Source organism: Streptomyces sp. NBC_01363 (assembly GCF_026340595.1).
Classification (GTDB): Bacteria; Actinomycetota; Actinomycetes; order Streptomycetales; family Streptomycetaceae; genus Streptomyces.
This window is the reverse complement of the sequence record NZ_JAPEPF010000002.1, coordinates 673781-700374: the sequence shown is the minus strand read 5'-3', so window position 1 is coordinate 700374 and position 26594 is coordinate 673781. Positions and strand designations below refer to the sequence as shown.

Here is a 26594-nt window from a genome sequence, read left to right as displayed (position 1 = left end):
GAGCGTCCCGGCGGGTCTCATTGATATTGATTTCGACCATCTATGATTGATTCAATCCTGTCAACATTGATTGAATCAATATGGATACGGTTGGCGACATGAAGGATCAAGCAACGCCCGGCGACGGCCCGGAGGCGACGGCTCCGCGGCGGCTCAGCACCCGGGAGGCGGCCGAGCGTCTCGGGGTGAAGCCCGAGACGGTGTACGCGTACGTCAGTCGTGGCCAGCTGAGCAGCAGGCGCGCTCCGGGCGGACGCGGCAGCACGTTCGACGCCGCGGAGGTCGACGCGCTGGTCCGGCGCACGGGCCGCAAGGCCCCCTCCCCCGCCACCGGTGATCTGGTCTTCCGTACCGGCATCACGCTGATCGAGGGCGACCGCTACTACTTCCGTGGCGTCGACGCGACCGAGCTGGCCCGGCGGTACGCCTACGAGGAAGTCGCCGAGTGGCTCTGGACCGGCGAGCTGCGGCCCGGCGTCCACTTCACGGCACCGGCCGAGGCGCTGGCCGCGGCGCGCCGGGCGGTCGACGCGCTGCCCGCGCACAGCGGCTCGACGGACCGGTTGCGCGTGGCGGTGGTCGCCGCGGCGACCGCCGATCCGCTCCGCTTCGACCTCTCGCGCGAGGCGGTGCTCGCCGCCGCGCGGAGCCTCGTTCCGACCCTGGTCGGTGCACTGCCCCTGGCCACGGACACACCGTCGGCGGCCGAGGGAACCGAGGGACCTTCGGACCCGGTCGGCCCCGGACTGGCCCGGCAGTTGTGGTCGAAGCTCACCCCGCGGCCGGCCGATGAGCCGTCGGTCGCCGCGCTGGACGCCGCACTCGCCCTGCTGATCGACCACGACCTCGCGGCGTCGACACTGGCCGCCAGGGTCGCCGCATCCGCCCACGCCCATCCGTACGCGGTGGTCTCGGCGGGCCTCGGAGTCCTGGAGGGCCCGCTGCACGGGGCGGCGAGCGGCCTGGCGCACCGGATGCTGACCGAGGTCCTGGAGCGAGGTTCGGCGGCCCCGGTGGTCGCGGACCATCTGCGCACCGGACGCAGGGTGCCCGGACTCGGCCACCGTCTCTACACCTCCGAGGACCCGCGGGCGCGGGCGCTGTTCGCCCTGCTCGACCGAGTGCCGGAGGCGGCCGGGGCGCTCGCCGCGGCACACGACGTGGTCACCACGATGGCCCGGCACGCTCCTCTGCACGCCAATGTCGACCTGGCGCTCGCCGTGCTCTCGGTCTCCTGCGGCATGTCGGCGGAGGCCGGCGAGACGGTGTTCGCGGTGTCCCGCACGGCCGGCTGGATCGCCCATGCCCTGGAGGAGTACGGGGAGCGGCCGCTGCGGATGCGTCCCAGCGGCGAGTACGGCGGCCCCCGTCCGCCTCAACCGCTGCCTGCCGCCACGGGTGGCCCGCCGCGATAGACGGTTGCGGTGCGGTGCGATGCACGGCTGCCGTCCGGGCAGGGCCCGGCCTGGCCCGCTCAAGCGCCCGGCCGCGCGAGGGATTTCGGAAAGCACCGGAATGCCCTTTACCGTTCATACGATGAGCGCCCCACCGCCCACCGCCAGGAGAACACGCCGGCTCGGCTGGCCCCAGCGGGTCTTCTCCCAGGTCCTGCTGATGCAGCTGGCCATCGCGACCGGCGTCACCGTGCTCGCCACCGGCCTCTTCCTGGCACCGCTCAGTGCCCAGCTCGACGACCAGGCGATGCGCCGTGCCCTGGCCATCGCGCAGAGCACTGCGGCCCAGCCGCGGCTCACCGAGGAGCTGCTCGCCACGGACCCGTCGCCCACCGGACCCGTGCAGTCCGCGGCCGAGCGGGTCAGGCGTGCCACCGGCGCCGAGTACGTCGTCGTCATGGACCGGCGCGGGGTGCGCTGGTCGCACACCGACGCCGACGAGATCGGCAAGGTCGTCTCCACCGACCCGAGCGACGCGCTCGCGGGCCGGAACGTCATGGAGATCGACAGCGGGACGCTCGGCCGCTCGGCCCGCGGGAAGGTCCCGCTGCGCGACGAGGCACAGCACATCGTGGGCGCCGTCTCCGTCGGGATCGCGTACGACAGTGTCCGCGCCCGGCTCCTCGCCGCGATCCCCGGGCTGTTCGCGTACGCGGGCGGTGCGCTCGCCGTCGGGGCGCTGGCCGCCTACCTGATCTCCCGGCGCCTCCAGCGGCAGACCCACGACCTCGCGTTCTCCGACATCTCCGCGCTGCTGACGGAGCGCGAGGCGATGCTGCACGGCATCAGGGAGGGGGTCGTCGCACTCGACCGGACGGGCAGGATACGGCTGCTGAACGACGAGGCGCAGCGGCTCCTCGGTCTCGGCCCCGACGCAGCGGGCCGCCCGCTGGACACCGTGCTCGGCGCGGGGCGGACGGCCGATGTGCTGACGGGCCGGGTGCTCGGCGACGATCTGCTGACGGTGCAGGGCGCCCGGGTCCTGCTCGCCAACCGGATGCCGACCGACGACGGCGGCGCCGTCGCCACCCTCCGCGACCGCACCGAACTCGAACACCTCGGCCGCGAACTCGACTCGACGCGCGGCCTGATCGACGCGTTGCGGGCCCAGGACCACGAGCACGCCAACCGGATGCACACGCTCCTGGGGCTGCTGGAACTGGACATGCACGAGGACGCCATGGAGTACGTCACCGAGATCGTGGGCGTCCACCGGGCGACCGCCGAGCAGGTCACCGAGAAGGTGCAGGATCCGCTGCTGGCCGCGCTCCTGGTCGGCAAGGCGACCGTGGCGGCGGAGCGCGGTGTCGCGCTGCGCATGGCCCCGGGGACGCTGCTACCGGACCGGCTGGTGGACCCTCGCGGGCTGGTCACGGTCGTCGGCAACCTCGTGGACAACGCACTGGACGCGACTGCCGGAGCGGACGGCGCCCTGGTCGAGGTGGGCCTGCGCGCCGAGGGCCGTACGGTGGTGCTGCGGGTCCGTGACAGCGGCCCCGGAGTTCCGCTCGGGCAGCGCGAATCGATCTTCACGGAGGGCTGGTCGACGAAGGAGGTCCCGGCGCACGGCAAGCGCGGCCTGGGCCTCGCCCTGGTGCGGCGGCTGGCGGAACGGCAGGGTGGCGGCGTCACCGTCGACGGGGCCGTGGACGGCGGCGCCGAGTTCACCGTCGTACTGCCGGAGGCCCTTGCGGGCCCGGGCCTGACGGACCCGGAAGTGACTGGATCCGGAGTGACTGGGTCCGAAGTGGCTGGACCGGAAATGACCGAATCGAACACCGGCATCGCGGGAGAAACTCAGTGATCGAGGTCCTGGTGGTGGACGACGACATCCGGGTCGCGAAGGTCAACGCGGCCTACGTCTCCAGGGTGCCGGGTTTCCGGGTGACCGGCCAGGCGCACTCCGCTGCCGAAGCCCTCGCCACGATCGAGAGCCGACGCGTGGACCTGGTACTGCTGGACCACTACATGCCCGACCGCAACGGTCTGGCCATGGTGCGGGAGCTGCGCAGGCTCGGCCACCACACCGACGTGATCATGGTGACGGCGGCGCGCGACGTCGCCACCGTGCAGGAGGCCATGCGGCACGGTGCCCTGCAGTACCTGGTGAAGCCGTTCGCGTACTCGGGGCTGCGTACCAAGCTGGAGGCGTACGCGGCGCTGCGCCACACGCTGGAACGCGGCGGCGAGGCCGAGCAGGGCGAGGTGGACCGGCTCTTCGGCGCCCTGTGGGCAGCGGGCGAGCCCGATCTGCCCAAGGGGCACTCGCCGACCACGGCGGAACTGGTCAGGCAGGCGCTCCGGAGCGCGGACGGGCCGCTCTCCGCGCAGGAGATCGCGGAGAGCGCCGGCATGAGCAGGCAGACCGCCCAGCGCTATCTGAAGCTGCTGGAAAGGACCGGCAGGGTGCGGCTGACGCTGCGGTACGGCGAGACGGGCCGCCCGGAGCACCGCTACACCTGGTCCACCGGCGGGCAGGCCTGACCGGTCCCGTCCGTACGGTGCGGGGGCACCGGACTACACCGCACCCGCACCGGTCAGTGCGCGAACCTCGGTCTCCGCGTGCTTGGCCTCGTCCGGCGGGTCGGTGGAGGTGACCGTTCCGACCCAGCCGGCCAGGAAGCCCAGGGGGATGGAGACCAGCCCGGGGTTCTCCAGCGGGAAGAGCTGGAAGTCGACGCCCGGGAAGAGCGAGGCGGGGCTGCCGGAAACGACCCGGGAGAGCAGCACGAGCAGCACTGCGGGAATCAGCCCGCCGTAGACGGACCAGACCGCTCCCCGGGTGGTGAAGTTCCGCCAGAACAGGGAGTACAGGAGCACCGGAAGGTTGGCCGAGGCGGCGACGGCGAAGGCGAGCCCCACCAGGAACGCCACGTTCAGGTCCTGGGCGACCAGGCCGAGTCCGATGGCGGCCACCCCGATCGCTGCCGCGGCCACCCTGGCCACGGCGACCTCGCTGTACTGCTTGGAGCCGGGACGCCTGAGCGAGGCGTAGAGGTCGTGGGCCACGGAGGCGGACGAGGCGAGCGTGATACCCGCGACGACGGCGAGAATGGTCGCGAAGGCGACTGCGGCCACCACGGCGAACAGGATCGTTCCGCCGGTGGACCCCTCACCGCCGCCGAGCACCAGGGCCAGCAGCGGAACCGCCGTGTTCCCCGCGGGATTCGACGCCCGTACCTCGGCCGAGCCGACCAGGGCGGCCGCCCCGAATCCGAGCGCGATGGTCATCAGGTAGAAGCTGCCGATGAGCCCGATCGACCAGACGACCGAGCGGCGGGCCGCACGGGCGGTGGGCACGGTGTAGAACCGCGACAGGATGTGCGGCAGCCCGGCCGTACCGAGCACCAGGGCCAGCCCCAGGCTGATGAAGTCGATGCGCGCGGTCCACGTACCGCCGTACCGGAGACCCGGCGCGAGGAACCGGCTGCCGTGGCCGCTCCGTTCGGCGGCGGAGTTGAGCAGGGCGTTGAAGTCGCCGTGGAAGCGGACCAGCACGAGAACGGTGAGCACGACCGCTCCCGCCATCAGGAGAACGGCCTTGACGATCTGGATCCAGGTGGTGGCGCGCATCCCGCCGAGCGACACGTAGATCACCATGAGCGCCCCGACGCCGATGACGGTCCAGGAGCGGGCGGCGCCGCTCGTACCGCCGAGAAGCAGCGCGACCAGGCTGCCCGCGCCCACCATCTGTGCCACCAGATAGAGCACGGAGACGGTGACGGACGACGTGCCCGCCGCGATCCGGACCGGGCGCTCCGCCATCCGCGCCGCCACCACATCGGCGAGCGTGAACCGGCCGCAGTTGCGCACCAGTTCGGCGACCAGCAGCAGGACGACCAGCCAGGCGACGAGGAAGCCGACCGAATAGAGCATGCCGTCGTAGCCGAAGAGGGCGATCAGACCGGAGATGCCGAGGAACGACGCGGCCGACATGTAGTCGCCCGCGATGGCGAAACCGTTCTCCATGGGGGAGAACAGACGGCCGCCCGCGTAGAACTCCTCCGCCGAGCCATGGCGGTTACGGCTCACCCAGGTGGTGATGGCGAGCGTCACTGCGATGAAGGCGCTGAACAACAGGAGCGCCAGCGTCTGGTGGTTCCCGTTCAACGCCCGGCCCCCCGCGTCATCTCCTGTGTCTCCCACCGCAGCTCGAGTGCGGCCCGGTCCCTGCGCAGCCGTGCGTGGCGCGCGTACGCCCCGGTGAGAAGGAAGGTCGTGAGGAACTGCCCGAGCCCCGCGACCATCGCGACGTTGACCGCCCCCGCCACCGGGCGGGCCATCAGTCCGGGCGCGGTGATCGCGGCGACGACGTAGACGAGGTACCAGAGGAGGAAGGCGATGCTGGCGGGGATGACGAACCGCCGGTACCGGCGGCGCACCTCCTGGAACGCCCCGCTGCGCTGCACCTCCAGATAGATGTCGGCCACACTGTGGCCGCGCCACGGATCCGGGGGCCCTGGTGGTCCCGTGGGAGCGAAACTCCCCGTACCGTCCAGCTCGCCCCATCCGGAGGCCAGCGCGTCGTACCACGGGTCGTCGAGTCGCATCGCTGCGGCCTCACGCCCTGCTTCCTTCTCCACGGAACAACTCCCCTTGTCCACGGACCACTTCGGCCGTGTACCCAAGAATGGGCAGATCGGGAAGATCCCGGGCACTTCATTCGCCGGTCTTCACCTCTTCAGGTGACAGTCGATCCGGGCGGCTGTGCGAGGCCCCGAACGTACGCATAGCGAACGGCCTGTGCCCGGTCACGCACTCCGGCCTTGGCGAAGAGATTGTTGATGTGGCTCTTCACGGTGGCCTGCGAAATGTGCAGCCTGCGGGCGATCTCCAGATTGGACAGGCCTTCCGCGATCAGCACCAGCACTTCCAGTTCACGTGGCGTCAGGCCGTCGGGCAGCTGTTGCCCGGCCGCCGGTGCCGGCAGCGGCGGGCTCGTGGTCACGCGCTCCAGCAGACGGCGCTGCACGCTCGGCGAGAGGCCGGCTTCTCCGGACAGCACGGCCTGGATGGCCCGTACGATCTCTTCGCCCCCGGCGTCCTTGGTGAGATAGCCGCGGGCTCCGGCCTGCAGTGCGGGGAAGAGCGAGTCGTCGTCCGCGAATGTCGTGAGCACCACCACCTGGGTCCCCGGATGGTCCTTGCGGATCCGCCGTGTCGCCTCCGCCCCGTCGCACCGGGGCATCCGCAGATCCATCAACACGACATCGGGGGCCAGTTCGGCCACGAGCGCCACGGCCTCCTCACCGTCCTTCGCCGCTCCGACCACCTCGATTCCGGGCAGCAGCCCCAGCAGCATCACGATCCCTTCACGCACCACCGACTGGTCGTCGGCAACCACGACCCGCGCGTTCACGCGGGCACCCGCAGACTCACCACGAAACCCTCCTCGCCGGGGCCGGCCTCCAGCGTCCCGCCCATCAGCTCGGCCCGTTCCCTCATCCCCAGCAGACCGTATCCGGAGCCGCTGCCGGACAGCTCGTCCTCGGGTCTGTGTCCACCCGAATCCCTGACCTCCAGGGCGACTTCGTCCGGCAGATACTCCAGCCGCACGAGAACCCTGGCCCCCGGTGCGTGCTTGCGCACATTGGTCAGGGCCTCCTGCGCCACCCTCCGAACCGTCTGCGACGCCTCGGCGGTCAGCGTCCGCCGCTCCCCCGCCACGCTGACCTGCGCCGGTTCGGCGGCCACCAGCTGCTGCAGGAAGTCCTCCACCGGAGAGACCTCTCCCCGGAGCGCGGAGAGAGCCTGGCGGGTCTCCGCGAGCCCCTCACGCGCCATGGAACGCGCAGCCACGACCCGCTCCAGCACTCGGTCCCGGAACTCCCCCGCCGGCTCCCGCTCGATCAGCAGCCGCGCCGCCTCCAGATGCACCAGCTGGGCGGAGAGGCTGTGGGCGAGGACGTCGTGAATCTCCCGCGCGATCCTGGCCCGCTCGTCCAGCGCGGCCGTCTCGGCCTCCGCCTCGCGGGCCGCCCGCTCCTGCACGAGGAGCCTCTGGGCACTGCCCCGTGCCTCGGCATCCAGTCGGAGCACATAGCCCGCCAGCGAGAGACCCGCTGTGGACATGGCGGTGGAGAGCCAGCCATCGGTGTTGACGACGGCGTACGCGCCGAGGGCGACGACCGTCGCCGGTAGGCCCGCCGTGAGCGGCAACCGCTCCAGGGCGGTGACCGCGCAGCCGCACCACAGGATCAGCGCGGGCAGGTCGGCACCGGCCTGTTGCGCCCCGAACGCCGTCAGCATCAACAGCGCCAGCAGTCCTAGCGACGGCCACAGCCGGTGCTCCAGGCTGGTCCGGAAGAACGCCCATGCGGCGAACGCGCAGCCCAGCACACCCACCAGCCCGAGCACGATCTCCCAGGGCCCGAACTGTCCGCCGCTGAATGTGCCCCAGAGCATGGCGGTGAGCAGCCCCACCCGGACGGACCAGGTGATCACCGATCGCGGACGGGTGCGGCTCGTGCCTGACAGGGCTTCCCAGGTCGGCCAGCTGGTCCAGGTCGTACGCGTCACACGCGGTCCTTCCACGCCGGCCGCGGCATCATCCCGCCGGCGGAGCCACCGTACGCCGGACCCATCTGCCCTGCCCGCCACATCAGCACACCACCGCGCGCCGCCAACGTCACCGCGAGGGCCGACAGAAGGGCCGCGGTGCCCTGGTGTATGCCCATCAGCGCGGCAGCCCCGTAGAGGGCCGCCCGCAGCGCCAGTCCCCCGGTCCAGACGAAGACGGTGGCCTTGGTGCCCTTGCTCCAGAGCGAGCCGTCCGCCTCGTGCCACAGGCGGGTGGTCCAGCCCCAGCCGGCGCCCGTCACGAGCCCCACCGCCAGCTCTGCGCCCAGGACCGCCACGGACAGTGCCGCGTGACGCGGATCCACCAGTCCGGACTCGCGCACCGACAGGACGAGGAGAACGCCCGGCAGGACCCACCAGCGCCGGTCGTCCGTGATCTGCCGTGCCGAGGACTGGCGCACGACGACGACAGCGATCACTGCGCCGATCACCAGAACATTGACGAGCCCTGACATGGCAGCCTCCGATGTGCGGGAAGGTTGAACGCCTTCGACGCTACGGAAACGGCCGGGTCGGGGCATCGGCTCAGGGGTTGATCGCGGGTGGAGAAGCCGTCTCCACCCACGGGTGGAGACGGCTTCTCTCAGACGTCGATGCGCGAGCGGTCCAGGGTGGCGGCAGAGCTCGTGATGAACTCCTTGCGCGGCGCCACCTCATTGCCCATCAACAGATCGAAGACCTGCTCGGACGCCTCCAGATCGCCAATGTTGATCCTCCGCAGGGTGCGGTGGCGAGGATCCATCGTGGTCTCCGCCAACTGGTCGGCGTCCATCTCGCCCAGACCCTTGTAGCGCTGGATCGAGTCCTTGTACCGGACGTTCTTCCGCTGGAGCTCCAGCAGCCGCTGGCGCAGCTCGTTGTCCGAGTACGTGTAGATGTACTTGTCCTGGCCCTTCTTCGGCTGGACCAGCTCGATCCGGTGGAGCGGAGGCACCGCGGCGAAGACCCGTCCCGCCTCGACCATGGGTCGCATGTACCGCTGGAACAGCGTCAGCAGCAGGATGCGGATGTGCGCGCCGTCGACGTCGGCGTCCACCAGCAGGACGATCTTCCCGTAGCGAGCGGCGTCGATGTCGAAGGTCCGTCCGGACCCGGCTCCTATGACCTGGATGATCGCGCCGCACTCGGCGTTCTTCAGCATGTCCGAGACGGACGCCTTCTGGACGTTGAGGATCTTGCCCCGGATCGGCAGCAGTGCCTGGAACTCACTGTTCCGGGCGAGCTTCGCCGTACCGAGCGCGGAGTCGCCCTCGACGATGAAGACTTCGCTGCGGTCCACGTCGTCGCTGCGGCAGTCGGCGAGCTTCGCAGGCAGCGAAGAGGACTCCAGCGCCGTCTTGCGACGCTGTGCGTCCTTGTGCTGGCGGGCCGCGATGCGGGTCCGCGCGGCCGCGACGGCCTTGTCCAGAACCGCCCTGGCCTGGGCCTTCGCGTCGCGCTTCGTCGAGGTCAGGAATGCCTTGAGTTCCTTGGCCACGACGTTGGCGACGATCCGGTTGGCCGCCGAGGTGCCGAGCACCTCCTTGGTCTGGCCCTCGAACTGCGGCTCGGCCAGCCGCACGGTGACCACCGCGGTGAGGCCTTCCAGCGCGTCGTCCTTGACGATGTCGTCCTCGGCGACGCGGAGCAGTTTGGCGGAGCGCAGTGCCTCGTTGACCGTCTTGGTCACGGAGCGTTCGAATCCGGTCACATGCGTGCCGCCCTTGGGAGTGGCGATGATGTTGACGAAGGACTTGAGGTTGGTGTCGTATCCGGTGCCCCAGCGCAGGGCGATGTCGACCGCGAGCTCACGCGTGACCTCGGTCGCCGTCATGTGGCCGCGCTCGTCCAGGACCGGCACGGTCTCCTTGAAGGTGCCCTGCCCGGTCAGGCGCAGGACGTCGCAGACCGCCTTGTCCTGGGCGAGGTACTCGCAGAATTCGCTGATCCCGCCGTCGAAGCGGAAGGTCTCCTCGGTCTTGCCCTCGCCGTCGAGCCCGCGTTCGTCACGGACGACGATCGTGAGGCCGGGGACGAGAAAAGCCGTCTGCCGCGCCCGCTGGTGGAGCGTATCCAGGTTGAGCTTGGCGTCCTTGAGGAAGATCTGCCGGTCGGCCCAGTAGCGCACCCGTGTGCCGGTGCGCGCCTTCGGGACCCGCTTGCCCTTGAGCAGGCCGTTGGCCGGGTCGAACGGGCTGTCCGGCCCCTGCTCGGTGAAGATCCCCGGGACTCCGCGCCGGAAGCTGATCGAGTGCGTCGCGCTGTTGCGGTCGACCTCGACGTCGAGCCGGGCGGAGAGCGCGTTGACGACGGAGGCGCCGACGCCGTGCAGGCCGCCCGACGCGGCGTACGAGCCGCCGCCGAACTTTCCGCCGGCGTGCAGCTTGGTCATCACGACCTCGACGCCGGACAGGCCCGTCTTGGGCTCGACGTCGACGGGGATGCCCCGACCGTTGTCCCGGACCTCCACGGAGTTGTCGTCGTGGAGGATGACCTCGATGTGATCGCAGTAACCGCCCAGGGCCTCGTCGACGGAGTTGTCGATGATCTCCCAGAGGCAGTGCATGAGACCGCGGCTGTCGGTGGACCCGATGTACATCCCGGGGCGCTTGCGAACCGCTTCGAGCCCCTCGAGTACGAGCAGATGCCGCGCGGTGTAGTTGGAACCGTCTCGGTCTGCTCCGGTCAGCAGCGCAGTGGACGGCACGGACGTATCGGCGGTCACGCGGTTCGCTCCTCGCTGAATTTCATTTGGGGCCCAGTGGGTAACGGGCTCGGCTTCGGTCGCCGCTGAGAGGGTACCGAGGCCTGGTAGAGCGGTTGTAACGCCACCCTTCGACAACCCTCACACTAGTCCAGCCTCGCATACACGTTCGATCCCTCGTAGGAGTGACGCGAACATCACGTTCCCTTCCAGGCATGAACCATTTAGGCTCCGGGCACGTCCTCATGAACGAACCGGCAAGCCAGCCGGGAGGATCCCACCAAGACAAGCAACGCGAAACCGTAGCGCTACGCAATACGGCACATTCGCCGCCAACCGGCAACAGACAGCCATCTCGAGAAGAAGTTTCGAAGAAAAGCCACGAGCGGGAACGTTTTCGGCCTGGTTGGATGTTGACCCTGGTACGACAGCTCGTCGAGCTAGAGAAGAGGCGACGTGACTACTGTTCTGACCCCCGCGAGCCCGCTGACCGCAGCAGACCGCTGTGACCGTTGCGGCGCCCAGGCATATCTGCGCGTCGTCCTGATCAGCGGCGGTGAACTGCTCTTCTGCGCCCACCACGGTCGCAAGTTCGAGCCGGAACTCAAGAAGATCGCCGCGGAAATACAGGATGAGACGGACCGGCTCACGGCTGTACAGGCCCAAGCCGCCGAAGAGGAACAACACTGACACCTCGCATCCACGACGAGCACGGGCCAGGTCCCGGACCGGCCGACGGGCGGCTCCCCGAAAGGGGAGTCGCCTGTTCTCGTACCTGCGCGGTGATGTCGTTCAGTCGGCTTTCGGCATCCAGCCGATCGCGGCGGAGATCCGTGTGTACACGCCGGGGCTCCCCGCCCGAGCACAGCCGTTCCCCCAGGACACCAGCCCGATGAGCCGCCCACGGGCCACCAGCGGCCCGCCGCTGTCGCCCTGGCATGCGTCGTACCCGCCCAGCAGTTCGCCCGCGCAGAGCATCGCTGAGGCGTCGTACGTGCCGTTCCTGCCACCCGGGTAGGCCTGCGCGCACGCGGTGTCCGGCAGAACGCTCACTTTCGCGGACCGCAGCGACGACGCGTAGTCGCTGCGGCCCGTCGTGTCACCCCACCCGTAGACGTCCGCTTCGGTGCCCGGTACGTACGCCGCGTCACCGGATCCGGCCATCGGGATCACGCTCTTCCCGGGGACCGCGTCGGCGAGGGTGAGCACGGCCAGGTCCCCCGCGTTCGTGGCAGGGTCGAACCCCGGATTGGTCCACGTCCCCTTCACCGGTATCTCCTGACCTCCGGTCCCGAGCAGGGCGTCGCGGCCCGCGATGATCCGCAGATCACGCACGCTGCCGACATCCATGCCGAGCGCCTCCCGGCTCAGACAGTGCGCAGCGGTCAGCACCTTCTTCGGCGCCACCACGACGCCACCGCAGAACTGGCCGGCGCGCGCCGCTCCGAACCGGTCGCGGCTGGACAGTGCCACAACCCAGGGGCTGTCCTTGACATGTGCGGGCTGACCACCGATGACGATGCCGTCCTCGGCCGCCCGGGCGGAAGATCCGAGCGGCATCAGGGCTGTGGCGGCGGCCAGGGCGAACGCCCCGGTCAAGGCGCGGAAGACGGTACGGGACATGCGCACTCCTGACTCTGTGGTGAACCATTCCCACCCAGAGTCATCCCGCCGGTCGCCGACCGCACGCGTTGATAGGCCGAGGGCCCGGCTCCCCCATGGGATCCGGGCCCTCGGTCCGTGTACTCCTGCGACCTAGTCGAGGTAGTCGCGCAGCACCTGCGAACGCGACGGGTGACGCAGCTTCGACATGGTCTTCGACTCGATCTGACGGATGCGCTCACGCGTCACGCCGTAGACCTTGCCGATCTCGTCCAGGGTCTTCGGCTGGCCGTCGGTGAGCCCGAAGCGCATCGAGACCACGCCCGCCTCACGCTCGGAGAGCGTGTCGAGCACCGAGTGCAGCTGCTCCTGGAGGAGCGTGAAGCTGACCGCGTCGGCCGGGACGACCGCCTCGGAGTCCTCGATCAGGTCGCCGAACTCGCTGTCCCCGTCCTCACCCAGCGGGGTGTGGAGGGAGATCGGCTCACGACCGTACTTCTGGACCTCGATGACCTTCTCGGGGGTCATGTCGAGTTCCTTGGCCAGCTCCTCCGGCGTGGGCTCACGGCCCAGGTCCTGGAGCATCTGACGCTGCACACGGGCGAGCTTGTTGATGACCTCGACCATGTGCACCGGGATACGGATGGTGCGGGCCTGGTCGGCCATGGCGCGGGTGATCGCCTGACGGATCCACCAGGTGGCGTACGTGGAGAACTTGTAGCCCTTGGTGTAGTCGAACTTCTCGACCGCGCGGATCAGACCGAGGTTGCCTTCCTGGATGAGGTCCAGGAAGAGCATGCCGCGGCCCGTGTAGCGCTTGGCCAGCGACACCACGAGACGGAGGTTGGCCTCCAGCAGGTGGTTCTTGGCGCGGCGGCCGTCCTCGGCGATGATCTCCAGCTCGCGCTTGAGCTTCGGAGCGAGCTTGTCGGAGTTCGCCAGCTTGTCCTCGGCGAACAGACCGGCCTCGATCCGCTTGGCGAGCTCGACCTCCTGCTCGGCATTGAGGAGAGGAACCTTGCCGATCTGCTTCAGGTAGTCCTTGACCGGGTCGGCGGTGGCGCCGGCGACGGCGACCTGCTGCGCAGGTGCGTCGTCCTCGTCGTCGTCGGAGAGGACGAAGCCCTTGTTCTCGCCCTCGCCCTCCTCTTCCTCGCCCTTGCCGGCCTTTACTTCCTCGGCCGCCTCGTCGCCGTCGAGGAGCTCGTCGTCCTGCTTTCCGGACTTCTTCGTTGCTGTCTTCTTGGCCGCCGTCTTCTTCACGGCGGTCTTCTTGGCAGCCGTCTTCTTGGCTGCTGCCTTCTTCGCAGGGCCGGCCGCGGCAGCGTCGTCAGCCACCACGTCCACGGTCTCTGCCGACGGGGCGGCAGTGGCCGCGACCGTCCTGGTCACGGTTGTCTTGGCCGCGACAGTCTTGGTGGCGGTGCGCTTGACCGGGCTCTTTGCTGCGACGCTCTTGCGGGCACGTTTGGACGGCTCCGCGGCACTGACCATCAGCGTCACACCCTCTTCCTCGAGGATCTGGTTGAGGCTGCGCAGAACATTCTTCCACTGGGTTGGCGGAATCTGGTCAGCCTCGAAGGCCCGACGCACGTCATCGCCGGCGATCTGCCCATCAGCCTTCCCCCGCTCGATGAGCGCCATCACAGACTCGGACTCGGCGATCTCCGGCGGGAGCGTACGGGATGTGCTGGCCGACACGAACAACCTCTCGGAACGATGGAAACGGCTTCCGGCCCAGCCCGAAAAGGGCTTGAGCCGACGACCACCGGGCTGGGAATGTACCGGCGGCGCGGGTTTGGCCTCAGAACTGCACAGCGCACTGAATGGCTGCTGTATTCCTTCCGCGGCGGTCACCTCTTAAGTCATCGCACTGTTTCGAGGAGTGTTACGCCCAATCCGCGTGGCCCGAGTCACACCTCATTTGCGATGAACGTGACCAAGGGCGCAAAAACCCCGCAACTGCGTCGCCGGACCGTGGCGGCCCGGCGACACGCGGTTCACACACCCCGGCCGCGCTGTACTCAGTGCTCGCGGGGCGCGGGCACCACACGCTCCACCTCGGGGTGGACGACGAGCAGTTGACGCATGGCCGCTTCGGCGCCCGCTGCATCACCGGACGCGAGGGCATCGACGATCCGGGCGTGGTGGCCGAGGGATGCCTCGCCGGGACGGTCACAGCCCGTGACCGGGCCGCCCGAGACCTGCAGTGCCGCGGAAACGATGCCGGAGAGGTGCTCCAGCATGCGATTGCCCGCCGCCTGGATGAGCAGGGAGTGGAACTCCGCATCGGCCCGGGAGCAGGTGATCGCATCCCCCTGCCCGACCGCGTGTCCCATGATCTCCACCATGTCGCCGAGGCGCTGCTGGATGTCCTCGCGGCCATGGCCCGCAGCGAGGCGCGCGGCGAGGGGCTCGATCGTCCACCGGAGCTCCCCGAGCTCGCGACGCTGGTCCTCGCGCTGAGGACCGAAGGCACGCCATTCGATGATGTCGGGATCCAGCAGGTTCCAGTCGCTGACGGGGCGGACCCGGGTGCCCACATTGGGCCGGGCGCTGACCAGGCCTTTGGCCTCGAGAACACGCAGTGATTCGCGTACTACGGTGCGGGAGACCTCGAAACGCTGACCGATCTCCTCCGGCACCAGAGGACGGTCGGCGCCCAGGTCACCGGAAACGATCATCTGACCCAGCTGCTGAACGAGTTGGCCGTGGAGGCCGCGGCCCCGGCTGGCCGAGCCCCGTCGGCTCACCCGGCCGAGGTCGACGTCGGGGCCGTCCCAGGAACGAAGAGCGGCACGCTCGCCGGCCGGCGCCTCCGTGTACGGGTAGCGATCGAGTTCACCCGGGCCGGCGAGGCCGGAATCGGCGGAGCGGGCGGCGGTCATCATGGTGTGCGCAAGGGTACTCACGCATCCTTTGTCGGCGCAGCTCACCCGGCTCTTGAGGTCTTTGGTGAAAAGCACACGAAAGGGTGATCGGCGCCCGCCCCCCAATTGACGCTTTACTGGTATAAACCAGGCATCTTCGTGGTGGTTACGAGGCGTGACCCGATCCGGCGGCGCTCTGAGACCGCCAACGAGCCCTGCCATGAAGGCTGGTGAACAGATAGGCGAAGACCAGGGCCGACAGCGACAACACCAATGCGGCCCCCACCGGATGCGCCACGACGCCCACGACGACTGCCACCCATCGGTCCGCCTCATGCGGCCAGCGCGGCCACATCAGCTCGCGGAATCGGACCGTAAGCCCGGCGACCGGACGGGATCCCGGCGCCATCAGCACCTTCTGGACAAGCGGTACAACAAGTACAGGAACGGCAAGCACCGCCGCGACGCCGGCCGTCGTCACCCTGAAGACCCCGGCGGCCAAGAGGCCCGCCCAGGCACAGCCCACGGTCAGCGCCACCCAACTCGCACCGAGGGAAACCGGATTCGGCGGGACATGGACCCAACTGTGGCCGTACACGAGGCGAAGGGTTTCGGCGGAGACCAGTACGACGGCCAGAGCGAGCACCACGGCGACGCCCGCGGACACCACCAGTTTGGCCAGAAGCAGCCCCAGGCGGCGCGGGACGGTGCCTCGGCCCGCGGCAAGCGCGGGGTAGCGGAATTCGTCACCGAACGAGAGGGCGCCGAGCAGTCCGGCCCCGACCGCCGCGGGCGGCAGCGGCAGCAGCGACGGCCAGGCCGCCAGCACCTTCGGCAACGGAGCGTGGCCGGTGCGGGCGAGGAGCACGGAGAGTCCGACGGAGACGACCAGGACAGCGGTCATGATCAAGGTTGTTGTTCTGACGCCGAGCAGACGGCGCAGTTCGTAGCGCAGCGGATGAAGCGGACCACGGGCCGGGCGACGCCGGATGAGTGGTGCCGGATCCGGACCCGACGCCTTCGCGACCGGTCGTGGATCGCGTGACCCTGCGCCGCCATCAGGCCCTGCGAGGTCTGCGCGATTTGCTGGATCTCCAGGAATCACTGGATCTGCTGGGTCTGTGCGTTCCGTGGAGCCCGCAGGTTCTCCGCGGCTCGTGCCGCCGCGGGGCACGATGGAGCCGGGATCGTCGATCTCGTCGGCCAGTTGGTGCACCGGGAGCCCGTGGCGGAACGCAGTGTCACCGATTTCCGCGCAGGTGGAGCCGTACACAGCGAGGCGGCCACCGGCTTCGGTGACCACCTCGACCGAGCGCCGGGACGCTCGGGCCTCTCGGCTGACGACCGCCGCGAGGCGGGCCGCGTGCGGGGTCCGGACCGCGACCCGGGGGCGCAGGCGGGTCCGCGAGAAGTCCCCGGCGTCCTGGTCGGCGACAAGGCGACCGCCGTCGACGACGACCACATGGTCGGCGGCCCGCGCGGCCTCCTTGGGGTCCGTCGTGGTGTACAGAACGGTCCCGCCCTGGGCCGCACGGGCCTGCAACAGCCGGTGCAGCCAACAGCCCTCACGCGGAGTGAGGCCTTCCGCCGGATCGTCGAGGACGAGCGTGTGCGGATCACCGAGCAGTGCCGAGGCGAGGGCGAGGCGTCGGTCCATGCCGAGCGAGAGCGTGCCGATGCGCTGGTCCCCGAGTCCGGCGAGACCTACGAGCTCGAGCAGTTCATCGGCCCGCGTCGCAGGTACACCCGCGGCGGCACAGAGCATCCGGAGCTGACCGCGAGCGGTACGGGCGGGGTGCCCCGGCACGTCCCCGAGCAGCACGCCCACCTCACTCGCGGGGTGCGGGATCCGGTGCATCGGTCTGCCCCGGAAGTAGGTGACCCCCCGCCCCGGGTCGAGCTCGAGCATGAGGCGGAGGGCTGCGGTCTTGCCGGAGCCGGGGGCGCCCAGAAGCGCGGTGACGCGACCGGGCCGGGCTTCGAAGGTGAGATCGTCCACGGCGGCCGGAATGCCGCGGCGGGGGGTGCTGGTGAGTCCGATGGCCTGGAGCATCGCTTCTCTCGCGGAAGGTGAGACCGCTCGGCGGCAGGGCGGGTACCGCAGAAAGATAACGCGACATATCCGACTTTTCGTGCAGCACCAACCCTGTGGGCGTTCCGCGAGGTCAGACTTCCGGCCTCAGCATCGGAGGGTTGAGCACGGTGGCCGCGCCGGCCCGGAAGAGCTGGGCCGGGCGTCCGCCCTGGCGAGTGGTCGTCCCGCCGGTGGGCACCAGGAAGCCGGGGGTGCCCGTCACCTTGCGATGGAAGTTCCGCGGGTCGAGGACCACCCCCCACACCGCCTCGTACACCCTCCGGAGCTCACCCACCGTGAACGCCGGCGGACAGAAGGCGGTGGCCAGGGAGGAGTATTCGATCTTGGAGCGGGCGCGTTCGACACCGTCGGCAAGGATCTGCGCATGGTCGAAGGCCAGCGGGGCCTGGTTCTCGCCCTCGTGCCCGAAGCTCCCCTCCGCCCCGAGCAGATCGTCGACAGGTGCCCATCGCGCGCTGTTCGCATCGCCGCCCGCCCGTGGGGCCGGCAGATCGGGGGCCAGGGCGAGATGGGCGACGCTGACGACTCGCATCCGGGGGTCACGAGCGGGGTCGCCGTAAGTGGCGAGCTGTTCGAGGTGGGCGCCGTTCCCGATCGCCGGAGCTGCCGGGTCCTGGGCGCACAGGCCGGTCTCCTCGACGAGTTCGCGCGCTGCTGCGGCTCCAAGATCCTCATCGGCTTTGACGAACCCGCCGGGCAGCGCCCATCGTCCCTGGAACGGTGGCTCACCACGGCGTACCACCAGCGCGCAGAGCGCGTGGCGGCGCACCGTGAGCACGACCAGGTCGACGGTGACAGCGAAGGGCGGGAAGGTCGACGGGTCGTAGGGCGGCATGCGGTGATCATAGTCGTCTGCCTGACGATAAACACTCCCTTCTCGGTGCTCTTCGAGGAGCTCTTCGTCGTCCTTCCGCATGTCCCGTCTCCCGCCCTCCTCATGCCATCTCTCCCGTCGTCGTGATCTCCGTCCGTCATGGCGCGCCCTGGCAGAACACCAGAACGCTTGTCATCACGGCACCGTCGTCTCCGGCAGCCTCCGGTGCATCGTCGCGTTCCGCACACCGACGGCGGCGGAGGTCCGGTCGAGGACCTCGATGCACGGCGGTGCCGCGGGCGACGGGGCATACGGGTCATCCCTCGCCACCGGATACGCGCCGGGTGGGGGTCGCTCGCCCGGACCGACGCCGGGTGGCCGCCGATTCGGGACGGGCGGAGCCGGACGGGGCCTTCTTCCGGCGGGTGGCGGCCGGCCGCGCCGCGCGGGGTCGCGCGCTCCGGTCCGTCCGCCGCCGGTGCCGCCCCGTTCGCGCACTGCGCTCCCCGCGCAGGCAACGGCGCAGGGTCTCCGGGTCGAGGCCCTGGTTGCACGCCTCGTGAAGAAGCTGGGCAAAGGTGTAAGCGGGATCCATCCGCAGGGCGAGGCCCAAAGCGACTCGCGCGCCCGCTTCATCGCCCGTCGACCACGAGACCCATCCGGCCAGGGTCAGTGGCGCCGCGGCATGCTCCTCGTACGGTGCCACGCACCGACGGGACAGTGCACGCCAGAGCCGCAACGCCGAATCGGCTTCCGGACCTTCCATCCATTCCGCGGCCCTGTCGCGGGTTTCCCGGTCCTGCAGGCCGAGAATCACTGCGGCTGCCTCGTCATGACTGATCAGCCGGTCGTCATCGACGTCCGAGGCGGAGGGCGCCGACACCGGCGCCTCCCTGAGGCGTTTCATGAGCTGCCGGGCAAGGCCCAGGGTCTCCCGGGCCACCTCCTCACGTCCCGCTTCGTCGAGGAGCCTGGGCATCAACTCGGCACCCGCAGAGTCGAGTGCGCGTTGCTGGCCTGCCGCCGCCGAAGTCTCCAGTGGTGCGAGCCTCGCCTCCATCTCCCGCAACGATCCGCGTACTTGAATGCCCGCGTAGGCGGCAGCGGCGGCCATCACCGAAGTGCCCGGCATGGCCATCCGGTTCCCCTCCGTCGGGCAGCAGCGCTCGTCCGGACAGCAGTAGGACCAGTACCGGCCGTCAGAGATGCAGAGCGCTTCGAGCACCGGTACGTCCAGCGCGCCGCAGGCAGTACGCAGACGCTGGGCGAGTGGCCGCAGCCGCTCCATGATCTGGCTGCCGGACTCGCCCTCGGCGGGATCCTGGCAGAGGAAGATGACGATCGCGTCGGGGCGCTCCCCACGCCGCTCGCTCCCCTTGATCAAGCACTCGGCAAGCTGCTCGGCGACGGGCGCCCATTCCTGGGGCGACTGCGGGATGCCGAGCCTGAGCCGGCCGCCGAAGCGGCCCCTGCCGCCGTGCAGAGCGACCATGATCACGCTGTCGTTCGGATGGAACCCCATGAGATAGGGGAGGGCATCGGCGAGCTCGGCAGGTCCTCGCAGGGTGATCTGCTGCTCATCGGCCGGACCGGTGGATTCGTGGTGCTGGTTCATGGCATGACCGTCCCGCGGGAGGCCGGATTCCGCGACCCCTGTGGATAACTTTGTCCACAGGGGAGCGGAGTCGTTCGCCATGTGTCGTAGCCGTCGGGTTGCATGGGGGCCATGACCTTCGTCGACAAGCACCTGGCCGTCGGCCGGCCCGCCGAGGCCACGAACCTGCTGCGGCGGGCGGCCGCACTGGCCCGCGAGGCCGAGGAGCTGCCACTGCGCGCGGCGAGCCTGTCCCGGATCGCCGTCGCGCCGGGGCACAGCAGGAATTCCGGGCCACGCTCTCCCTGCCCGGGGCCGGCGACCACTCCCGGGAGTACGGCATGGCACGCAACGGGCTGAGCGGTACGACATCGGCGGCGCCCGGAGTCGGCATCCGGCCCGGGTATCCGGTAGTCGGTCGGAAAACTGCCGGTGACTCACCGGCCACTACGTCGGACGACGATTCGGTCCGCCCGTCTCCCTGACGTCGTCCACTTCCCGTGCGCCTGCTTCGGGCGCGCCCGGTGACCCCGAGTCGCAACCGGGCCGCTCGCCCTCTACGAACAACCGCACCCCGTCCATGCCAGGGGCGCGAGTCGGCCACCGTGGCACGGCCACGGAAGATCTCAGCCCGCCGCGGCCAGGACCAGGGGCAGTACCTGTTCGCTGCCTGCCTGCCGGAGCAGGCGGGCAGCGACTGCGAGGGTCCAGCCGGAGTCGGTGCAGTCGTCCACGAGCAGGACGGGTCCAGGGGTGCGGGCCAGGGAGGCGGCCAGCTCCTCGGGGACGACGAACGCGCCGGAGAGCGCTCTGAGGCGTTGGGCCGAATTGCTGCGGCGTGCCGTGTGCGCACCGCTCGGCCCGGTGTACGTGAGGGTGCCGAGGAAGGGAAGATGGCCGATGGCCGCGATTCCCTGGGCGAGGGAACCGACCAGTTGCGGGCGGCTCAGGGACGGTACGGCGACGACTCCCACCGGCCGGGCGGAGGCGTCCGGGACATTCGGCGCCCAGCCGCCCGGGGAGCGCGCCCAGTCGGCGAGGACCGCCACCGCGGCCTGCAGGACATCGTCCGGGACCGGCCCATCGGGCGCGTTCTCGGCCAGCAGCGGGCGCAGCCGGTTGCCCCAGCCGATGTCCGAGAGCCGCCCCAGGGCACGCCCGGTGGAGCACTGCTCCTTGGCCGGGATACGGCCCTTGAGGTCGATGCCCAGTGCGGGCATCCCCGTGGGCCACATGCGGCGCGGCTCGACCTCCACCCCCGGGCGGTCCAGCTCCTTCGTCGCACCCGTCAAGGTCTCAGCCGAAACGGCTGTATCGGCCCAGGCCCCCGCGCAGTTGTCGCAACGGCCGCACGGGGCCGCTCCCTCGTCGTCCAGCTGCCGGCGCAGGAACTCCATCCGGCACTGGGACGTGCTCGCGTAATCGCGCATGGCCTGCTGCTCGGCTGCCCGCTGCCGCGCCACCCACGCGTAGCGTTCGGCCTCGTAAACCCACTCGGCCCCCGTGGCCGTCCAGCCACCCTTCACCCGCTTGACCGCGCCGTCGACATCCAGCACCTTCAGCATCGACTCCAGACGAGTGCGCCGAAGATCCACCGCCGCTTCCAGGGCCGGCACGGACAGGGGGCGTCCCGCAGCCGCGAGGGCCGAGAGGGTCTGCCGGACCTGCGCCTCGGGCGGGAAGGCGGTATCGGCGAAGTAGCGCCAGATTGCCTCGTCCTCCTTGCCCGGCAGCAGCAGCACATCGGCGTGGGCCACCCCGCGCCCCGCACGCCCCACCTGCTGGTAGTAGGCGATCGGCGAGGACGGCGAGCCGAGATGGACCACGAAGCCAAGGTCCGGCTTGTCGAAGCCCATGCCCAGGGCCGAAGTCGCGACCAGGGCCTTAACCCGGTTCTCCTGCAGGTCGACCTCGGCCTGCAGTCGGTCGGCGTTCTCCGTCCTTCCGGTGTACGAGGCGACGCGGAAGCCGCGCTGCCGCAGGAAGGCGGTGGCCTCCTCGGCTGCGGCGACGGTGAGCGTGTAGATGATCCCGGAGCCCGGCAGCTCGTCCAGATGCTCGGCGAGCCAGGCCAGCCGGTGCGGGGCGTCCGGTAGCTGGACGACGCCCAGCCGCAGGCTCTCCCGATCGAGCGGGCCGCGCAGCACCAGGGCTTCACCGGCACCGGTACCCAGCTGATCGGCCACGTCCGCGGTGACCCGCGCGTTCGCGGTCGCGGTGGTGGCCAGCACCGGCACGCCGGGAGCGAGCTCGGCGAGCATCGCCCGCAACCGGCGGTAGTCGGGCCGGAAGTCATGCCCCCAGTCGGAAATGCAGTGCGCCTCGTCCACCACCAGCAGACCGGTGGTGGCCGCGAGCTTGGGCAGCACCTGATCACGGAAATCAACAGAGTTGAGACGTTCCGGACTTACGAGGAGAACGTCCGTGTCGCCGCGCTCGACCTCCTCATAGATGGTGTCCCACTCCTCCGGGTTGGCCGAGTTGATGGTGCGCGCCCGGATACCAGCCCGCGCCGCCGACTCGACCTGGTTACGCATCAGCGCCAGCAGCGGCGAGACGATCACCGTGGGCCCGGAGCCACGGCGGCGCAGCAGCGCGGTGGCGACGAAGTACACCGCCGACTTTCCCCATCCCGTGCGCTGCACCACCAACGCACGCCTGCGCTCCTCCACCAGAGCCGCCACCGCCTGCCACTGGTCCTCCCGCAGCCGCGCCGAACCCCCCGGGTCGCCGACGAGCTCGGCGAGGATGGCATCGGCTTCGGCGCGGAGCTCCAGGTTTTCCATGCCTCCATGCAACCCGATGGCACCGACAATCGGTGAATCCACCCCTCGTGACACCTGGATGATCTCCCGGGCGCCCGTCGGACCCCGAGCGTGGCAGCGGGGCTGTCACGGCGGGGCGGGGCCGGAGTGGGTGTTTCCGCTGGTCCTCGCCGTTCAGGCGTGGCGGGAGGCGTCATCCGGGCATGGCGTGGGCAGGGATATCAGAGTCATTCCGGCTGATTCCCGTCACCTGTGCCAATTGCTCGTTGCCGCCTGCCGATACGCCAGGAAGAATTGGACTCGCTCCCCGCACAGTCCCTTTCGCGGCCCGGAAGGGCTGTGCCGCGGTGCGCCCTCACTCGACCCTGCCCGCTCCATGGGCGCGTATGCGAAGGGAGGATCGTGACCTTCGGATTCGCTCCGTCCGCAGCCACTTCGATGTCGGCGTCCGCCGACTCCGCCAACCGTCTTGCCAGGATGCTCGAACCGGCCGAGTGGGCCGAAGCGGGCATACCGTTGCTGCGCAGCCCCCGCGAGGTCGTCAGCGGCCTGCACGCCCGGCACAGGCCGACCCCGACGACCGCTGTGGTCGCCGTACTCGACCATGAGGAACGCCTCACGGCCAGCGCTTCGTTCGCCCGCCGCTCCGCGGCCGCGGACGGCTGGGAGTTCCGCAACGCGCTGCTGGCGCATCTGCGCCGGGTCATCCCGCACGATCTTCGCCGCCGCACGCCCGTCCGTACCGCAGTGCTCCTCTACTGCCGTGAGGGCGACGAGCGTTGGACGGAGGAGGACGGGGCGTGGATGTGGGGTCTGCGGGACGCCTGCACGCTGCACGGCCTGCGGTGCGGCGCGTACATCACGCTGACCCAGGCCGGTTGGCAGGTGCTGGGCGAGGGCCGTGGCGGGCGCCGCCCCAGCTCCACCTCGCGGCCGTCCGCTCTCGCCGACACCTCGCTCGGCCGGGATCCGGCTCCGCTGCGCACCGGTGGCGGTGCGGCGCAGGCGCTGCGGCGCACCGCGGCCCGCTGACCCGTGGACGCGGGCCCGGCAGCCCTGTCGGGCAGCCGGGCACCGCGGTCCGGTGTGTCCCGCGGATCAGACCCCGACGCCGAGCACCGTGTTGATCCGCTGCGGGTCCCCGCACACGATCAGCAGTGCTCCGGCACGTTCCTGCGCTCCGGTCAGCGCGCCGTCGACGGCGTCACCGCCGTTGACGGCGACGATCACCACCGGACGCGTCTTCACCCGGTCCGCGGCTGCGGCACCGGCGAAGAAGACATCGTCACCGGCCTCGTGCTGCGCCCAGTAGGCGGCTTCTCCGAAGGAGAGTTCGTGCGCGGCCCACGGGTGCTGTTCGCCGGTGGTGAGCACCAGGATGTCACCCGGTGCGCGGCCTGAGTCGAGCAGCAGATCCACGGCTTCGTCGGCGGCGTCGAGTGCGCCGTCCGCCGAGGCGGGGATCAACTGGATCTGCGGTGCGGAACGATTCTCCGGCCGGTCCGTCCGGGGACGGTCGGAGGTGGGGTGCGGGCGCTGCGCCGGGGGCGCAGGCCTCGCGGGGCCGGGCCCGGGACGACCGGGACGCGGCGTGGCCGCTGAACGCGGACCGGGTACAGGACGGGGGGTCGACGCGGTGCGGCCTGCGGCCGGAGTGACGCGGGGACCCTGGGCGCTCTCGTGAATCTGAGGCTCCTCGGGGATGAGAGGCATGAGTGGTTGTCTATCAAACGCCGGCGCACAGGGCGTCGGCGGGTGGGTACATGTGCGCGATCAGAAATCGAAGCCGAGCTGGCCCCCGCTTTCCAGTGCAGCCGCCTCGGCGGAGAAGCGGACCTTCTTGAGGTGCTGCCACCTGGGCAGCGCGTCGAGATAGGACCACGAAAGCCGGTGATGGGGTGTCGGCCCCCACTCCTCCAGCGCGGCCCTGTGTACAGGCGACGGGTATCCGGCGTTGGCCCCGAAGGCGAAATCGGCGTACTCGCCGGAATCCGCGCCCAGTTCGGCCATCATCGTGTCCCGGCGGACCTTCGCGATCACCGAGGCGGCCGCGACCGCGATACAGGACTGATCGCCCTTGATCACGGTGCGGACCCGCCAGGGCTGTCCCAGGTAGTCGTGCTTGCCGTCGAGGATCACCGCGTCCGGCCGCACCGGCAGGGCTTCGAGGGCGCGTACGGCGGCGAGACGCAGCGCTGCCGTCATCCCGAGCTCGTCGATCTCCCGCGGAGAGGCATCGCCGAGACCGAACGCGGTGACCCAACGCTCCAGCAACGGCGCCAGCTCCGCACGGCGCTTGGGGCTGATCAGCTTGGAGTCGGTGAGTCCGGCGGGAGGTCTGCGGAGGCCGGTGACGGCCGCGCACACGGTGACCGGTCCCGCCCACGCTCCACGACCGACCTCGTCGACACCGGCGACGGTCTTGGCACCAGTGGTAGCGCGCAGCGAGCGCTCGACGGTGTGCGTGGGTGGTTCGTACGGCATGGCGCCTGTCAGCGTACGCCGATGGGGGCGCCGACAACACCCCGGGGCGCCCGTCGGCCTTCCCGGACTCGTTCTTGGCCCCGCGCTCCCTACGCACCCGGCTCGGACCGGTCAGTACGGGTCGTACGGATCGCTCTCGTCGCCGTCGCGATCACTGCCCCCGACACCCGTACGCGATCCGTCGCAGGACTGCGTCGGATCGTCCGGACTCCGCTTTCTCAGGATGTCCCGGGCCCGTGCCTCGCCCCAGCTGGTGGCGTACCAGGGAGCGTCGTCGGAGCGCAGCGACCGTTCGATGTCCCTGAGGGCGCAGGAGCGCAGCGGCTCGGGCAGTGTGTCCAGGGCCGGTACGGCGTCGGCCGAGAGGCCTCGGAGGTAGGCGATGTCGATCGAATGATCATCGCGGTACCGCTGGACGTTCTGCTCCGCGATCAACCCGTCGGGCGAGATCAGTCCAAACGCCAGGACGCCGACGGCCGCGCTCGCGGCGACGGCACGCGGGAGCAGGCGGGCACCGAACACCCCGGCGGCCATGATCAGGACGAGCACCACGCCCAGCCAGAGTTCCACCGCGGCCACGGATATCCGCAGCCGGGTCAGACCGTAGGCGTCGACGTAGAGGTCCATCCGCCGCAATGCGGAGGCCACGACGATCAGGGTGAGCAGGCACAGCACGCCGAGCACGGTCCGGACGAGAGTGCGGTCGCGCCCCCGCCCGCGAGGTGCCCAGCGCAGGGCGAGTGCGATCACCAGCAACGTGAGCAGGGTGGCCCAGAGAAGCTGCCAGAAGCCCTGCCGGGCGTACTCGGAGTAGTTGAGATCGGTCTCGGCCATCACCTTGTCGTATCCACCGAGCAGCACGGTGAGCTGGACGGCGATGAAGACGGCGAACAGCATGTTCAGCACGATGAGCGGAAGGGCCCACTCCAGTCGCCCGCGTGCCTTTCCCCGACGGACGGTGATGCCGTCCCAGCGCACCGGAGCGGCTGCGGCGTACGCGGCGGCGAGCGCACCGACCAGGCCGACCACGAAGAGGAGGAACCGCCACGGGCTGCCGCTCACCGACACGTCGGGCATCAGGCTGCCGAGCACGTCGGCGAAGGCGGCATCGGCGCTCGCGAACAGCGCCCCGAACACGATGAGCAGGACGACCGCCACCGCGACGCTGCGGAGAACGGCCCCCAACCGCCTGCGGGAACCCGTCATCCGCGCCCGCACGCCCCGCCCGCCCCAGGCGAGACCGTCGGCGATGGAGCTGAACAGGCCCAGCGACCCCAGGAACACCCCGAGCCAGCTGCGACTGCCGTGCAGGGCGAGCGAACCGAGCGCGACAGCCGACACGACGGCCAGGAAGACGGGCCATCCGGCGTCCCGAAGGGCAGGGACGGCGAGGAGCGCCAGTCCGCCGACCGCCCAGAAGGCCGTCCACGGGCGGAGGCGACGGCCGGCTGTCCGCGCGGCGAAGAAGGCCCCGAGCGTCGCGGGGACCGCGACGATCAGCGCGTTCAGGCCGAGACCGTCGCCCAGCAGCAGGGCGCTCAGCATCGCCGTGGCAATGACGCAGCAGAGCGTCACGCCGCGGATGGCGGCAGGCTCGGCCGGGCGCAGTGTCGACAGCGCGGAGGGCTGGGGGCTGCTCGGTCGCCAGGGGTTG

The 26594-nt window shown here is 70.3% G+C and carries 22 protein-coding genes; 6 read left to right on the top strand and 16 right to left on the bottom strand.

Going from position 1 to position 26594, the window contains the following annotated elements; all coding sequences use genetic code 11:
* Positions 1-98 precede the first annotated feature (98 nt).
* The 3 genes from OG611_RS31130 to OG611_RS31120 all read left to right on the top strand — a co-directional run bounded on the left by OG611_RS31130 (position 99) and on the right by OG611_RS31120 (position 3938).
* A complete protein-coding gene (locus tag OG611_RS31130) occupies positions 99-1415 on the top strand; it encodes a citrate synthase (protein WP_266427754.1) in 1317 nt (438 codons plus the stop codon).
* A 121-nt stretch (positions 1416-1536) separates the two neighbouring features.
* A complete protein-coding gene (locus OG611_RS31125) occupies positions 1537-3258 on the top strand; it encodes a sensor histidine kinase (RefSeq protein WP_266427751.1) in 1722 nt (573 codons plus the stop codon).
* Positions 3255-3938 carry a response regulator gene (locus tag OG611_RS31120; protein ID WP_266427749.1) on the top strand — a complete coding sequence of 228 codons (684 nt, stop codon included), beginning with the start codon at positions 3255-3257 and terminating at the stop codon, positions 3936-3938. The genes OG611_RS31125 and OG611_RS31120 overlap by 4 nt, the downstream gene beginning before the upstream one ends.
* A gap of 33 nt (positions 3939-3971) precedes the next feature.
* Here OG611_RS31120 and OG611_RS31115 read toward each other — a convergent pair whose 3' ends face one another.
* From OG611_RS31115 to OG611_RS31090, 6 genes are all read right to left on the bottom strand, one after another.
* Positions 3972-5564, bottom strand: coding sequence for a cation acetate symporter (locus OG611_RS31115; RefSeq protein WP_266427746.1), 1593 nt, complete (start codon positions 5562-5564; stop codon positions 3972-3974).
* Positions 5561-6004 (bottom strand): DUF485 domain-containing protein, encoded by a 444-nt coding sequence (locus tag OG611_RS31110; protein ID WP_266431335.1) that lies wholly within the window; start codon positions 6002-6004, stop codon positions 5561-5563. The genes OG611_RS31115 and OG611_RS31110 overlap by 4 nt, the downstream gene beginning before the upstream one ends.
* 131 nt (positions 6005-6135) lie before the next feature.
* The gene (locus tag OG611_RS31105) at positions 6136-6813 is read right to left on the bottom strand and encodes a response regulator transcription factor (protein WP_266427743.1); all 678 of its coding nucleotides are present in this window, start codon (positions 6811-6813) and stop codon (positions 6136-6138) included.
* Positions 6810-7973, bottom strand: a complete 1164-nt coding sequence (locus OG611_RS31100; protein ID WP_266427740.1) for a sensor histidine kinase — start codon at positions 7971-7973, stop codon at positions 6810-6812. The genes OG611_RS31105 and OG611_RS31100 overlap by 4 nt, the downstream gene beginning before the upstream one ends.
* On the bottom strand, positions 7970-8488 hold the full coding sequence (locus tag OG611_RS31095; RefSeq protein WP_266427737.1) for a DUF1453 domain-containing protein: 519 nt from the start codon (positions 8486-8488) through the stop codon (positions 7970-7972). Before OG611_RS31095 ends, OG611_RS31100 begins: the two co-directional genes overlap by 4 nt.
* A 128-nt stretch (positions 8489-8616) precedes the next feature.
* Positions 8617-10737, bottom strand: coding sequence for a type IIA DNA topoisomerase subunit B (locus tag OG611_RS31090; protein ID WP_266427734.1), 2121 nt, complete (start codon positions 10735-10737; stop codon positions 8617-8619).
* A 435-nt stretch (positions 10738-11172) separates the two neighbouring features.
* Here OG611_RS31090 and OG611_RS31085 point away from each other — a divergent pair, with 435 nt between their 5' ends.
* Positions 11173-11406, top strand: coding sequence for a hypothetical protein (locus OG611_RS31085; RefSeq protein ID WP_024489001.1), 234 nt, complete (start codon positions 11173-11175; stop codon positions 11404-11406).
* Positions 11407-11508: 102 nt separating this feature from the next.
* On the opposite strand, the gene OG611_RS31080 is transcribed toward OG611_RS31085, so the two are convergent.
* From OG611_RS31080 to OG611_RS31055, 6 genes are all read right to left on the bottom strand, one after another.
* Positions 11509-12339 (bottom strand): trypsin-like serine protease, encoded by an 831-nt coding sequence (locus OG611_RS31080; protein ID WP_266427732.1) that lies wholly within the window; start codon positions 12337-12339, stop codon positions 11509-11511.
* A gap of 132 nt (positions 12340-12471) precedes the next feature.
* Positions 12472-14019 carry an RNA polymerase sigma factor gene (locus OG611_RS31075; RefSeq protein ID WP_114249338.1) on the bottom strand — a complete coding sequence of 516 codons (1548 nt, stop codon included), beginning with the start codon at positions 14017-14019 and terminating at the stop codon, positions 12472-12474.
* A 323-nt stretch (positions 14020-14342) separates the two neighbouring features.
* A complete protein-coding gene (locus tag OG611_RS31070) occupies positions 14343-15230 on the bottom strand; it encodes a FadR/GntR family transcriptional regulator (RefSeq protein WP_266427727.1) in 888 nt (295 codons plus the stop codon).
* A 124-nt stretch (positions 15231-15354) separates the two neighbouring features.
* Entirely contained in the window at positions 15355-17241 is a 1887-nt protein-coding gene (locus tag OG611_RS31065) for an ATP-binding cassette domain-containing protein (RefSeq protein WP_266427724.1), read from the bottom strand.
* A 112-nt stretch (positions 17242-17353) separates the two neighbouring features.
* Positions 17354-18118: an NUDIX hydrolase gene (locus tag OG611_RS31060; protein ID WP_266427721.1), complete on the bottom strand. Its 765-nt coding sequence runs from the start codon at positions 18116-18118 to the stop codon at positions 17354-17356.
* 295 nt (positions 18119-18413) lie between these two features.
* Positions 18414-19712, bottom strand: a complete 1299-nt coding sequence (locus OG611_RS31055; RefSeq protein ID WP_266427719.1) for a DUF4192 domain-containing protein — start codon at positions 19710-19712, stop codon at positions 18414-18416.
* Between the two features lie 111 nt (positions 19713-19823).
* Between OG611_RS31055 and OG611_RS31050 the strand changes: the two genes are divergently transcribed.
* Positions 19824-20051, top strand: coding sequence for a hypothetical protein (locus OG611_RS31050; protein ID WP_266427716.1), 228 nt, complete (start codon positions 19824-19826; stop codon positions 20049-20051).
* Between the two features lie 266 nt (positions 20052-20317).
* On the opposite strand, the gene OG611_RS31045 is transcribed toward OG611_RS31050, so the two are convergent.
* Entirely contained in the window at positions 20318-22477 is a 2160-nt protein-coding gene (locus tag OG611_RS31045) for a RecQ family ATP-dependent DNA helicase (RefSeq protein WP_266427713.1), read from the bottom strand.
* Positions 22478-22858: 381 nt separating this feature from the next.
* Between OG611_RS31045 and OG611_RS31040 the strand changes: the two genes are divergently transcribed.
* Complete coding sequence (locus OG611_RS31040) at positions 22859-23488, top strand: hypothetical protein (RefSeq protein WP_266427709.1); 630 nt, start codon at positions 22859-22861, stop codon at positions 23486-23488.
* 66 nt (positions 23489-23554) lie between these two features.
* Here the strand turns inward: OG611_RS31040 and OG611_RS31035 are convergent, their stop codons facing one another.
* The 3 genes from OG611_RS31035 to OG611_RS31025 form a co-directional block, all read right to left on the bottom strand.
* Positions 23555-24169: a hypothetical protein gene (locus tag OG611_RS31035; RefSeq protein WP_266427707.1), complete on the bottom strand. Its 615-nt coding sequence runs from the start codon at positions 24167-24169 to the stop codon at positions 23555-23557.
* A gap of 60 nt (positions 24170-24229) precedes the next feature.
* Positions 24230-24940 carry a ribonuclease HII gene (locus tag OG611_RS31030; RefSeq protein ID WP_266427704.1) on the bottom strand — a complete coding sequence of 237 codons (711 nt, stop codon included), beginning with the start codon at positions 24938-24940 and terminating at the stop codon, positions 24230-24232.
* A 111-nt stretch (positions 24941-25051) separates the two neighbouring features.
* Positions 25052-26485: a DUF4153 domain-containing protein gene (locus OG611_RS31025; RefSeq protein ID WP_266431333.1), complete on the bottom strand. Its 1434-nt coding sequence runs from the start codon at positions 26483-26485 to the stop codon at positions 25052-25054.
* Positions 26486-26594: the final 109 nt, after the last annotated feature.